Source organism: Plantactinospora sp. BC1 (assembly GCF_003030345.1).
Classification (GTDB): Bacteria; Actinomycetota; Actinomycetes; order Mycobacteriales; family Micromonosporaceae; genus Plantactinospora.
The window spans coordinates 1,790,345-1,802,549 of record NZ_CP028158.1 but is presented as its reverse complement, the minus strand read 5'-3'; the positions used below and the strand labels follow the sequence as shown (position 1 = coordinate 1,802,549).

At 72.5% G+C, this 12,205-nt stretch carries 12 protein-coding genes; 10 read left to right on the top strand and 2 right to left on the bottom strand.

Features of this window, described 5'->3' with window-relative positions:
* Nucleotides 1-2: 2 nt before the first annotated feature.
* A complete protein-coding gene (locus C6361_RS07645) occupies nucleotides 3-398 on the bottom strand; it encodes a RidA family protein (protein ID WP_107267264.1) in 396 nt (131 codons plus the stop codon).
* Entirely contained in the window at nucleotides 395-1,120 is a 726-nt protein-coding gene (locus C6361_RS07640; protein ID WP_107256695.1) for a GntR family transcriptional regulator, read from the bottom strand. The genes C6361_RS07645 and C6361_RS07640 overlap by 4 nt, the downstream gene beginning before the upstream one ends.
* Before the next feature lie 228 nt (nucleotides 1,121-1,348).
* Here C6361_RS07640 and C6361_RS07635 point away from each other — a divergent pair, with 228 nt between their 5' ends.
* The 10 genes from C6361_RS07635 to C6361_RS07590 are packed head-to-tail and all read left to right on the top strand — an operon-like array spanning nucleotide 1,349 to nucleotide 12,107.
* Nucleotides 1,349-2,671 carry an ABC transporter substrate-binding protein gene (locus C6361_RS07635; protein WP_107267263.1) on the top strand — a complete coding sequence of 441 codons (1,323 nt, stop codon included), beginning with the start codon at nucleotides 1,349-1,351 and terminating at the stop codon, nucleotides 2,669-2,671.
* Nucleotides 2,668-3,630: a carbohydrate ABC transporter permease gene (locus C6361_RS07630; RefSeq protein ID WP_107267262.1), complete on the top strand. Its 963-nt coding sequence runs from the start codon at nucleotides 2,668-2,670 to the stop codon at nucleotides 3,628-3,630. Before C6361_RS07635 ends, C6361_RS07630 begins: the two co-directional genes overlap by 4 nt.
* Entirely contained in the window at nucleotides 3,627-4,475 is an 849-nt protein-coding gene (locus tag C6361_RS07625) for a carbohydrate ABC transporter permease (RefSeq protein WP_199853285.1), read from the top strand. Before C6361_RS07630 ends, C6361_RS07625 begins: the two co-directional genes overlap by 4 nt.
* On the top strand, nucleotides 4,472-5,248 hold the full coding sequence (locus C6361_RS07620) for a sugar isomerase domain-containing protein (protein ID WP_159079229.1): 777 nt from the start codon (nucleotides 4,472-4,474) through the stop codon (nucleotides 5,246-5,248). Before C6361_RS07625 ends, C6361_RS07620 begins: the two co-directional genes overlap by 4 nt.
* 33 nt (nucleotides 5,249-5,281) lie before the next feature.
* Nucleotides 5,282-6,223 (top strand): sugar phosphate isomerase/epimerase, encoded by a 942-nt coding sequence (locus C6361_RS07615; RefSeq protein ID WP_107267261.1) that lies wholly within the window; start codon nucleotides 5,282-5,284, stop codon nucleotides 6,221-6,223.
* Complete coding sequence (locus tag C6361_RS07610; RefSeq protein WP_107267260.1) at nucleotides 6,220-7,740, top strand: xylulokinase; 1,521 nt, start codon at nucleotides 6,220-6,222, stop codon at nucleotides 7,738-7,740. Before C6361_RS07615 ends, C6361_RS07610 begins: the two co-directional genes overlap by 4 nt.
* Nucleotides 7,737-8,924, top strand: a complete 1,188-nt coding sequence (locus C6361_RS07605; RefSeq protein ID WP_107267259.1) for a M20 family metallopeptidase — start codon at nucleotides 7,737-7,739, stop codon at nucleotides 8,922-8,924. Before C6361_RS07610 ends, C6361_RS07605 begins: the two co-directional genes overlap by 4 nt.
* On the top strand, nucleotides 8,921-9,799 hold the full coding sequence (locus C6361_RS07600) for an IclR family transcriptional regulator (RefSeq protein WP_107267258.1): 879 nt from the start codon (nucleotides 8,921-8,923) through the stop codon (nucleotides 9,797-9,799). Before C6361_RS07605 ends, C6361_RS07600 begins: the two co-directional genes overlap by 4 nt.
* The gene (locus C6361_RS07595; RefSeq protein WP_107267257.1) at nucleotides 9,796-11,073 is read left to right on the top strand and encodes a pyridoxal-phosphate dependent enzyme; all 1,278 of its coding nucleotides are present in this window, start codon (nucleotides 9,796-9,798) and stop codon (nucleotides 11,071-11,073) included. The genes C6361_RS07600 and C6361_RS07595 overlap by 4 nt, the downstream gene beginning before the upstream one ends.
* Complete coding sequence (locus C6361_RS07590) at nucleotides 11,070-12,107, top strand: Gfo/Idh/MocA family protein (protein WP_107267256.1); 1,038 nt, start codon at nucleotides 11,070-11,072, stop codon at nucleotides 12,105-12,107. Before C6361_RS07595 ends, C6361_RS07590 begins: the two co-directional genes overlap by 4 nt.
* The last annotated feature ends 98 nt before the right edge of the window (nucleotides 12,108-12,205 follow it).

Here is a 12,205-nt window from a genome sequence, read left to right as displayed (position 1 = left end):
GCTCAGCCCGCCTGGGTCGGGTCGCGGCGTACGGCCACGACGTCGACCTCGACCAGGATCCCGGCGAGGGTGCTGCCGACGGTGGTGCGTACCGGGTAGGGCGGCCGGAAGCGCCTGGCGTACACCTCGTTGTAGGCGGCGAAGTCCCGGTCGAGGTGTTGCAGGTGCACGGTGGCCTTCACGACGTCGCCGAGGCCCAGCCCGACGGTGCGCAGCGCGCCCTCGACGTTGTCGAGCACCTGCTCGGTCTGCGCGGTGATCCCCTCCGGGACGACGCCGGTGGCCGGGTTCTTCGGTCCGAAACCGGCCGTCCAGACCAGCGTGCCCGTGTCGACGACGTGACTGTAGGGTCCGGCCGGTTCGGGCAGGTCCGGGCTGGTGTGGGCGGTCCAGGTCACTTGACGGTCTCCCTCGGTTCGGTGCTGGGGCGGTGCAGGTCGGACATGACCTCGTAGCGGTCGTGGCGGTAACGGGACCGGGAACGCTGCGCCGGGCGGCGGTTGGTGTCGTAGAAGATGTCGACGATCTCCAGCGCCGGGGCGTGTTCCGGCAGGCCGAGAAGTTGAGCATCGCGTGACGGTGCAGGCACGGCGCGTACTCGACGTCGGGCCGCCGCGACCACCACGCCGGCCCTGGCGAGTACCTCGTGCAGCGACCCCTCCAGTTCGGCGGTTTCCAGGATGCGCTGGAACCGGGCCGGCAGGTGGGCGTCCTCCAGGCACATGGGCTCGTCGTCGGCGAAGCGCAGCCGCTCCAGCCGGATGACCGGGCTGTCGACCTCGACGCCGAGGTCGACGGCGACCTCGGGGGAGGCGGCGACCTCCTCGATCGCGACGAGCCGGCTGCTCGGCCGCAGCCCCCGGGAGCGCATGTCCTCGGTGAAGGAGGAGAGGTTGGGGCCCATGGCCACGGTGGGTCGGCGGACGAACGTGCCGAGGCCGGGGACCCGTTCCACCCGTCCGTCGGTGGCCAATGCGTCGAGCGCCTGCCGGACCGTCATCCGGCTGACCTCGAAGCGCACGGCGAGATCCTTCTCCGAGGGCAGCCGGGACCCGACCGGCAGGTTCCGGCACTGCTCGCGGAGAGCGTTCGTGATCGCGACGTGTTTCGGCGTTGACATGAAGTGAGCATCCCGTATCTCCGGCTGGCGGCCGTACCCGGCCAGGTCCGGTCCAGACCCGGTACTCCCTTGCTCTTGACTGGTCTAGACCGCCTCGGTATGGTCCGGAACATTATTCCAACACCGCTCGGTCCGTCTAGTCCGCAGCGTCGTCGTCAGCCGCACGAAGAGTCGTGACGATCCGGAAGCTCGCGGAACACCTGAAGGCCGTGAGAGGAGTACCAGCTCATGAGGTACGGGAAGGTCAAGCGGCTGACCGCCGTGGCCGTGGCCGCGGTGGTCGGGCTCTCGGCCGCCGCGTGCGGCGGTTCGAGTGGGCCAGCCGGTGACGACAAGACACTGATCCTGTGGCACATGGAACAGCCACCGAACCGGGTCGAGGGCTTCCAGAAGCTGATCGACGGCTACAACGCCACGAACCCGGAATACAAGGTCCAGGCGCAGGTCCAGGACTGGAACCAGATCTACACGAAGATCTCGGGCGCGGTGCAGTCGAAGACGCAGCCCGACATCCTCTTCACCATCCCCGACTTCACCACCTACGTACGCCCGCTCGGCGCCGTCCGGCCGGTGACCTCGCTGGTGGAGGAACTCGACAAGGCGCACACCTTCGGCGAGGCGGCCAAGGCGCCGTACCGCGACGACGACCAGTACTGGGCCGTCCCGCTCTACGGCATGGTGCAGATGCTCTGGTACCGCAAGGACCTGCTGGGCAAGGCCGGCATCAACGAGCCGCCGAAGACCACCGCCGAGCTGCTGGAGGCCGCCCAGAAGCTCACCCAGGGCAACCAGAAGGGGATCGCGCTGCCGGCCGGCAAGAACCTCGCCACCGACCAGGTGCTCTACAGCCTGATGCTGACCAGCGGAGCCGGAAACTTCTTCGGTCCGACCGGTGAGATCAACTTCAACACCCCGGAAACCGTCCGGGCCCTCACCCTCTACCGGGACCTGCTCAAGCAGTCGCCGTCGGACAGCGGCAACTACTCGTGGGGCGAGCCGCAGGCGGCGTTCAACAGCGGCGCGGCGGCGATGGCGATCGAGAAGGGGCAGTACCTGGCGCCGTTCGAGTCCGAGTCCGGCCGTCCGGCGAGCGACCTGGGCTGCGCCCCGATCCCGGTCGCGGAATCCGGCGGCAAGCCGGGCAGCATCTACTACTCCAACGCCGCCATGGTGATGTCCAACGACGACGCCAAGGCCGCCGGTGCGGAGGCGTTCCTGAAGTACGTCCTCCAGCCGGAGAACTACGGCACGCTGCTCAACTCCGAGCCGGGGCTGTTCCTGCCGCTGACCGCCGACGGTGCCACCGCCGAGTCGTGGACCAGCAACGAGGTCATCCAGAAGTACCGGGGCTGTGTCGACGCCATGCTCGAACAGTCGAAGACCGGCGCCCTGTTCGGCTTCGTCGACGGCCAGTACGTCGACTCCGTCGGCAAGATCTCCGGGCAGAACATCCTGGCCCAGGTCGTGCAGCGGATGTACAGCAGCGGAGAGTCGCCGGAGGCGGCGGCCAAGTGGGGTGACGAGCAGATGCGTGCGGCGGTCGCCAAGTGAGCAGCCGCAACGCGGTGCCGGGTACCGGGGAGGTCCTCCCCGGTACCCGGGCGGCCGGGCGGCCGGCGACGGCCGCCCGCCGTCGCCGGCCCTGGCACACGCACCTGCTCGGGTACGGCCTCGTCGCGCCGCTGGTGCTGCTGATGCTCGGCGTGATCGGCTATCCGCTGCTGAACACGGTGCTGCTCAGCCTCCAGGACCAGGGTGTCGTCGGCAGCAGCTCGAACTTCGTCGGCCTCGACAACTACACCGAGGCGTTCGGCGACGGCGCGTTCTGGGCCGCGATCGGACGGTCCGGGATCTGGCTGGCCGGCAACCTGCTGGTGCAGACCCTCATCGCCTTCGGCACCGCGCTGCTGATCGGCCGCTCCGGGCGCTGGGCCCGGGCCTCCCGGACCTGGGTGCTCATCCCCTGGGTGATCCCCACCGTCGCGGTCGCGGTCATCTGGCAGTGGCTGAGCAACAGCAACTACGGCATCGTGCCGAAGCTCGCCGCCGCGGTCGGGATCGACGGGCTGGGCAGCCCGTTCGGGGACAGCGCGCTGGCGATGCCGGCGCTGATCCTGATGAACAGCTGGCACTGGTTCCCGCTCGGCGCGGTCGTCATCTTCGGCGCGCTGCGGACGATTCCCGGCGAGATCTACGAGGCCGCCCGGGTGGACGGCGCCGACGCCTGGCGGATCTTCTGGCGGATCACCTTCCCGCTGCTCCAGCCGGTGCTCTTCGCGCTCGGGCTGGTCGGGTCGCTCTGGTCGTTCAACATCGTCGACTCGATCTACCTGGTCACCAAGGGCGGGCCCGCCGACGCGACGACGACGGCCCCGATCTTCATCTACAACAAGGCCTTCAACCAGTTCCAGGCGAGCGATGCCGCCGCCGTCAGCGTGATCACGATCATCCTGCTGGCCGCCGTCGCCTTCTTCTACATCCGCGTCGCGAAGCCGAAGGAGGACTCGTGACATCCGCGCCACCCGTGACGTCCCGGCTGTCCTGGGCGCGGCTGCCGCGCCTGGTCACCTGGACCGTGCTCACCGCCATCGTGCTCGGCCCGCTCTACTGGATCACGATCTCGGCGTTCAAGGACCGCGAGGAGATCCTGCGTACGACGCCGACGCTGATCCCGACCCACCCGACCCTGGACAACTTCCGGCAGCTCTTCACCGCGACGGACTATCCGAGCTATCTCACCAACAGCTTCGTGATCGCCCTCTCCACCGCCTTCTGCACCGTGCTGGTGTCGTTCGCGGCGGCGTACGGGCTCTACCGGCTGCGCATTCCGGGCGGCAACAAGCTGGCCGGGGCGATCCTGGTGGCGTACATGATTCCGGGGACGCTGCTGCTGGTGCCGCTCTACCAGGCGTTCGCGGCGGTGGAGCTGATCGACACCAGAAACGCGCTGGTGATCGTGAACGTCGCGTTCACCGCACCGTTCTGCACCTGGCTGCTGCGCGGCTTCTTCTTCGCGATCCCCCGGGACATCGACGAGGCCGCCGCCGTCGACGGGGCCGGCCCGGTCCGGATGATGCTGCGGATCGTGCTCCCGCTGCTCGCGCCGGGCATCTCGACCGTCGCCGTCTACGCCTTCGTCTTCTCCTGGACCGAGTTCGTCTTCGCCTCGCAGCTCATCGTCAGCGACCAGCTCAAGACGCTGCCGATCGGGCTCAGCGCGATCATGGGCCAGTACACCGTGAACTGGGGGCTGCTGATGGCCGGTACCGTCTGCACGGTCATTCCCGCCATCGTCCCGTTCCTCTTCGCCGGCCGCTACTTCGTCGGCGGGCTGACCGCCGGAGCGGTCAAGTGAGCGGCGCGGCGCCCGCCGAGGGCGCGGCGTGGTCGCCACAGGACGTCACCGCCAGCGGGTACGCGGCACGCGTGCAGGAGGTCCTCGGCCGCGCCCTGGCCGAGGAGCTGCCGGCGGTACGGCGGGCCGCCGAACTGGTCGCCCGGTCGTTCGCCGAGAAGGGACTCTTCTACGTCTTCGGCAGCGGCCACTCGCACATCTTCGGCGAGGAGGCGTTCTACCGGGCCGGCGGCGCGGTGCGGGTCTGCCCGATCCTCAAGCCGGCGCACATGCTGCACGAGGGCGCGGTACGCAGCACGGTGCTGGAACGGGAGCACGGGCACGCCGAGGCGCTGCTGGCCGGGTACCGGCTCGACGGCGAGCGGGACGTCCTGCTGGTCGCCTCCAACTCGGGCGCGAACCCGCTGCCCGTCGAGGTCGCCCAGGCGGCCAAGGCGCGCGGACTGCCGCTGATCGCGATCACCTCCCGCCGGTACGCCTCGGCGATCTCCCGGCCCGGTCCACGGCTGCACGACATCGCCGACGTGGTCGTCGACAACCACTGCCCGCCCGGCGACGCGCTCGTCGAGCTGGGCCCCGGGCTGCCGTCCGCCGGACCGTCGTCCAGTGTGGTCGGTCTGGCCCTGCTCGACGCGATCATCGTCGAGGCGCTCGGCATCCAGATCCGGCGCGGCGAGACGCCGGAGGTGTTCATGAGCGCGAACATGCCCGGCGCCGCCGAGCACAACAGCGAGGCCGCGCGGCGGATGTCCGACCTCGTCCCGCACCTGTAGCCCGTCGCACATCTGAGGAAGGGAAGAGACCCGGTGAAGATCAGTTTTGAGGTCTGGCCGAACATGCCCTGGGGTCGGCTGGAGGCCGCCGGCCCGGCCTGGAACTCCTGGGGGGACAAGCCGGCGACCTGGTGCGTGGAGCAGACCGCGAAGTACGGCTACGACGGCGTCGACTTCATCTTCGCGAAGCTGCTGGAGGCGCCGAAGGCCGAGTACGACCAGCAACTGCGGGACGTGCGGGCCACGGCGGAGCGGGTCGGCATCGACATCGGCTACCTCGGCCACCACACCACCTTCGTCAGCCCCCGGGAGTTCGACCGGGAGCGCGGCATCGAGTCCTTCAAGAAGGCCCTCGACGCGGCGGCCGTACTCGGTGCGAAGTCGGTCTGCACGCTGATCGGCGACGGCTACTACGACCCGCCGCTGAACGTGCTGCTCAGCCGGAAGGACGCCTGGCGGCAGTGCCGGGAGGCGATCACCGAGGTGGCCGCGCACGCCTCGACGCTCGGGCTCAACGTCAGCATCGAACTGTTGCAGGGCACCATCCTCAACCGGGTCGAGCTGATCGAGCGGATGTTCGACGAGGTCGGCGCGAGCAACCTGCGGATGACGATGGACACCGGCGCCTTCTACGTCGCGGTGAAGCCGTTCATGAACGTCAAGGAGGCGATCAAGCGGCTCGGGCCGTACATCGACATCGTGCAGATCAAGGACGAGGTCGGGCTGCCGACGATCGTGCACTGCAACCACATCTGGTTCGGCGGCGGGCTGGTCGACTTCCGGGAGACGTACGAGGCACTCGCAGAGATCAACTTCGACGGGTACGTCAGCGTCGAGTGGGAGGGCTGGCAGGTCGGCGGCAACATCGGCGTCGGCGAGCCGGCCGGGGTGGGACTGGCCGACTTCGACCGGGTCGCGGAGGAGTCCCTGGAATACCTGATGGAGTTCGGCTTCGTCCCCCGGCGCAGCCGTTGACCGGCGCCGTACCGGGCAACGCCCTGCTGGTCGGCATCGACCTGGGTACCACCGGGGTGAAGGTGGTGGTGGTCGACGCCGGGACCGGCGCCACGGCGGCCCGGTCCTACCGGGACTACCCGTCGGACACCGGCCGGCCGGGGCGGCACGAGCAGGACCCGGCCGACTGGTGGCGGGCGACGTCCGGCGCCGTCCGGGAGGCGCTCGCCGACCTCGACCCCGGCGCGGTGGCCGGGGTCGGGCTGAGCGGCCACATGCACGCGGTGGCGCTCTTCGACGACCGGGACCGGCCGGTGCGGCCGGCGATGACCTGGGCGGACCGGCGGGCCGTCGCCGAGGTGCGGGAACTGCGCGACCGGGACGACCTCTTCGGCGAGCTGACCGGCAACCCGGTGGTCGAGGCGTTCAGCGCCCCCAAGCTCGCCTGGCTGGTCCGGCACGAACCCGAGGCGGTACGCCGGGCCGTCCGGCTGGTCCAGCCCAAGGACGTGCTGCGGCACCACCTCACCGGCGACTGGGGCACCGACCCCACCGACGCGGCCGGCACCCTGCTCTACGACGTGGGACGGCGGCGGTGGGAGCCCCGGCTCTGGGCCCGCTGCGGGGCGGACGAGCGGTTGGCGCCCCGGGTGCAGGGCTCGGCGGAGATCGTCGGAACGGTCCGACCCGAGGCGGCCGAGGCGACCGGGCTGCCCGCCGGTACCCCGGTGGTGGCCGGCGGCGGCGACGTCTCCTGCGCCGCGCTCGGCGCCGGGGCGGTCGCCGACGGCCGGGTCTACGTCAACGTCGGCACCGCCGCCCAGATCGTCACCCCGGTCGCCGAGCCGAGGGCCGGCGTCGACCGGTTCGTCTTCGCCCGGGCCGGCGAGGAGGGCTTCCTCGGCATGGTCTCCTCGTACGCGGCCGGGCTGGCGATCCGCTGGGCCGAGCGGAACCTGCTCGCCGGTGCCGCCCCGGAGGTGCCGGACGGTACGGCGGACCGGCTCGCCCGGGACAGCCGCCCCGGCGCCGCAGGGCTGACCTTCCTGCCGTACCTGCTCGGCGCCAGCGCCCCGATCCACGACCCGGCGGTCCGGGGCGCCCTGCTCGGCGTGGCACCGGAACACGGACCCGCCGACATCGCCCGGGCCGTCCTGGAGGGCGTCGCGTACGCCTGCGCGGCGGCCGTCGAGCAACTCCTCGACGGTGCCGGTGCCGCGACCGAGATCCGGGTCGGCGGCGGGGTGACCCGCTCCGAGGTCTGGTGCGAGGCGTTCGCCGCCGCCTGCGACGCGCCGGTGCGACGGCTGGGCCAGGACGCCTCGCCGCGCGGTGCCGTCGCGCTGGCCGGGATCGGCGCCGGGATCTGGCCGGACGTCGCCGCCGCCTGCGCGGTGCTGGACGACAGCGCGCCGCTGACCGCCCCGGACGCGCACCGGAGCGCCTACCGGCGGGCCCGGCACCGCTACACCGCCGCCTCGGCGGCCGTCGCCGCGCTGCACCGCGACCCGGCCCTCGCAGGTGGTGGTGCCGGATGATCGGGCGGATCGACCCGGACGCGGTGCTGGCGGAGGCGGCCCGGCTGATCGCGATCGAGGGCCACCAGGACCATCCCGGGCAGGAGCGCCCGGTAGCCGACTACCTCGCCGACCGGCTGCGCGGCTGCGGCGCCGAGGTGGAGCTGCAACCGGTGCGGGGCGACCGGGCGAACGTGATCGCCCGGGTACGGGGCAACCGGCCCGGCCCGACGCTGATGCTCAACGCCCACCTGGACACCGTGCCGCCGTACGGCATGCCGGACGCGCTGCTGCCCCGGGTCGCCGACGGCCGGCTCTGGGGCCGGGGCGCCGTCGACATGAAGGGCGCGCTCGCGGCGATGATCGCCGTCGTCGAACTGCTCGCCGCCCCGGACGTCACCTTCGACGGTGAACTGCTGCTGACCGGGGTGGCCGGGGAGGAGAACGGCAGCCCGGGAATGCGGGCGCTGGTGGAGGCCGGCGTACGCGCCGACTTCGCGATCGTGGGCGAGCCGACGATGCTGCGGGTCGGCCGGGCGCACAAGGGCGCGATGTGGGCAGAGGCGACGTTCCGCGGCGTCGCCACGCACGGCAGCGTGCCGCAGGACGGGGTGAACGCCGTCTACCACGCGGCCCGGTTCATCGCGGCGGTCGAGCGGGACCTGGTACCCCGGCTCGACCGGCGCCGTCATCCGCTGCTCGGGCCCGCGACCGTCAACGTCGGGGTGGTGGCCGGTGGCGACCGCCCGCCGATGGTTCCCGCCTCCTGCGTGGTCCAACTCGACCGGCGGTGGCTGCCGTCCGAACGGCACGACGAGGTACTCGCCGAGCTGCGCGAGGTCGTGGCGGAGCTGCGCCGGGCGGACCCCCGGGTGGACGCGACAGTCGAGGAGATGGCCGGTACGTCGACCTTCGTGCACGCCCCGCTGGACTGCCCGCCCGACGACCCGTACCTGCGGATGCTCTGCGCCGTCGCCGCCGACCCCGAGCCGGTCGGGTTGCAGTTCTGGACCGACGCCGCGCTGCTCGCCGCCACCGGCACCCCGGCGGCGGTCTGCGGACCGGGTGACATCGCCCAGGCGCACTCCCTCGCCGAGTGGGTGCTCGTCGACCAGTTGCGCGGCGCGGCCGAGGTCTACTGTGCTATGGCGCAGCGGATGCTGTCGGTGCGCCCGCTGGAGACCGACGCCGGGGTGAGGGCATGAAGATGGTCAACAACGAGCGGAAGCCCGACGGCCTACGGGCGGTCGAACGGACCGTCGCGGTGCTGGCGGCGCTGGCGGAGACCCCGTCGGGGGCGTCGCTGACCGAACTCGTCAAGGCGACGGAGATCCCGGCCACCACCCTGCACCGGATGCTCGGTGTGCTGCGCGGTACCGCGCTGGTCCGGGAGACGGCCGACGGCCGGTACGCGCTGGCCGCCGGCACGATGACGCTGGCCCGCTCCTATCTGGACGGGCTCGACCTGCGGCACGAGGCGCTGGGGGTGATGCGGCCGCTCTCGGCGCGGACGGGCGAGACCTGCCACCTCGGGGTACTCGCCCTGGTGCACGTCGTCTACATCGAAAAGATCGACAGTCCGTCCCGGGTCCGGATGCACAGCCGGGTCGGCCAGACCAACCCGGCGCTGACCACCGCGATCGGCCGGGCCATCCTCGCCCACTCACCGGCGCACGTGCTGGACGAGGTGGTCGACGCGCACCGGCGGCTCTCCGGCGAACGGACGGACCGGGCCGAGGTCGACGCGCTGCTGGCCGGGGTGCGGGCCGACGGCTACGCCCGGGACATCCAGGAGAGCGAACACGGCATCTGCTGCGTCGCGGCCCCGGTCTTCGACCACACCGGGCACGTCGTCGCCGGACTGAGCATCTCCGCCCCGGCGACCCGGTTCGACGCCGAGGCCGCCGGCCGGCTCGGCCCGCAGGTCCGGGCCGCCGCCGCCGACCTCTCCGGTCAGCTCGGCTGGCCGGGTGCGCCGATCCGCGACACCACCGACCCGCAGGCCGACCCGGTCGACCGGACCCCGCAGCCGCGTCCGGCACCGGCGGAGCCGCCCTCCGCGCCGGTGACGGCGCCATGAGGCACTTCACCGTCGGCTGTCTCCGGTGTCACCGGAGCACCGGCTTTCCCGCCTACCGCTGCCCGGCCTGCGGATCGCCGCTGGTGCTGGAGCTGGCCCCGGTCTCCGCCGCCGCCTGCCGGCCCGGCTCCGGGAGCGGAGTGTGGCGGTACGCCGGGATGCTGCCCCGGACCGGGCACGCCGTCACCCTCGGCGAGGGTGCCACGCCGCTGCTGCCGTTGCGGCTCGACGGTGTCGACGCGCACGTCAAGCTCGAGTCGCTGAACCCGTCGCTCTCGTTCAAGGACCGCGCGATGGCGCTGGCCGCGTCCGCCGCGCTGGACCGGGGACTGGAGGGGCTCGTCCTCGCCTCGACCGGCAACGCCGCCGTCTCGGCCGCCAGCTATGCGGCGGCGGCGGGACTGCGCTGCCGGGTCTTCTGCGCCACCGGCTCGAACGCGGGGGCGAAGGTGCGGACCGCCCGGGCGCACGGTGCGGAGGTGGAGTTGGTCGACGGCCACTACAGCGACGCGTACGCCGCCGCGACCCGCGCCGAGCAGGAGGGCTGGCTCAACGTCACCACCACCTACCGGAACCCGCTGCTGACCGAGGCGTACCGGCCGATCGCTGCCGAACTGGTCGAGGAGTGCGGCGGCGTACCCGAGGTGGTGGTCGTACCGGTCGGGGCGGGTCCGCTGCTGCGCGGCATCTGGCTCGGCTTCACCGACCTACGGGACGCGGGCGTGACGACCGGCCTGCCCCGGATGGTCGGGGTGCAGGCCGAGGCGTGTGCGCCGCTGGTGCGGGCCTGGGGTGTGCCGGACTGGGAGTCGTCGCTGCGCGAGCCGCTGGCTGTCGCCCCGACCGCCGCTACCGCGATCGCCGACGCGCTGCGCGGTTACGAGGACGAGGGCCTGCTCACCCTGGCCGCCGTCCGGGACAGTGCCGGCGCCCTCGTCGCCGTCGACGAGTCGGCGATCGCCGAGGCGGGACGCACGCTCGCCCGCCGGGGGCTCTTCGTGGAGCCGGCGGCGGCCGCCGCCGTGGCGGCCCTGCACACCTCCGCCGTTCCGGCGGGGTCGCGCGCCGTCGCGGTGCTCACCGGGCACGGCGCGAAGGAGCCGTCCACCCTCGACCTGCTCACCGACCCCGGCCCGCACGACCCGACCGGCTGCACCGGCCCCGGCCCGCACGACCCGACCGGCTGCACCGGCCCCGGCCCGCACGACCCGACCGGCTTCACCGGCCCGGACCCGCACGAACCGTCCAGCACCACCCTCGGGAGGAACTCATGACCGGACCGACCGTCGCCATCGCCGGTGTGGGCCGGTTCGGCGCCCTGCACGCCCGCGTCTGGGCCGAGGCCGGCGCCCGGCTCGTCGGCCTGGCCGACCCGGACCCCGACCGGCTCGCCGAGGTGGCCCGGGCGCACGACGTGGCGGAGACGGGGAGCGACCTCGCCCCGCTGCTCGACCGGGTCCGTCCGGACGTCGTGGTGATCGCCTCCGACGAGGCATCGCACGTCGGGCTGGCGGTGACCGCGCTGGAGGCGGGGAGCCACGTCTTCGTCGAGAAGCCGCTGGCCCTGTCGAGCCAGGACGCCTGGCGGGTCGCCGACACCGCCGCCGCGCACCAGCGGCAGGTCGTGGTGGGGCACATCTCCCGGTTCACCGCGCCGATGGCCCGGATGCGAGCCGGCGTCGAGCGGGGCGCGGTCGGCACACCCTGCGCGCTGCGGCTGCGCCGGGACTTCAGCCGCGCCTGGTTCCTCAGCTTCGGCGACCGGGTGCATCCGGTCTGGGAATCCTGCATCCACGACATCGACCTGGCGATCTCGTTCGCCCGTACCCCGGTGCGCCGGGTGACGGCGATGTGCAGCGGTGCGGCCGGTGACGCGGCGCCGAGCGTGGTCAGCGCCCTCCTCGAGTTCGACAACGGGGTGATCGCGACGGTGGAATCCGCCTGGCTGGTGCCGGCGACCGCACCGGGCACCCTGGACGACGGCCCGTTGACCCTGGACGGCGCCATCGTCGGCGAGGTCGAGGTGCTGGGTCTGGAGGGGATCCTCAAGGCTCGGCTGGTCAGCGACGCGCTGGTGGAGTGGACCCCGGCCGGGGTCCAGGTTCCGGACCTGTCGCTCTGGCCGGAGGAGGACGGCGTGGTCGGCGGGGCGTTGCGCCGCGAGGTCGGGTACGCCCTGGCGGTCTTCACCGGCCGGCGGAAGCCCGACGTGATGCCGGTCGAGGAGGCATGCTGGGGCGTCGCGGCGGCCGAGGCCGTCGTCGAGTCCCTGCGTACCGGCGGGCCGGTGGAGCCCGCCCGGCGCTGACCGGGCCGGGGTGGTCCAACCCGTGGCCGCAGGACGCGAGCGCTCGGCCTCCAGCCGTCAGGAGAATTATTAGTAAAGCATGTTGATAGATTAGTAAA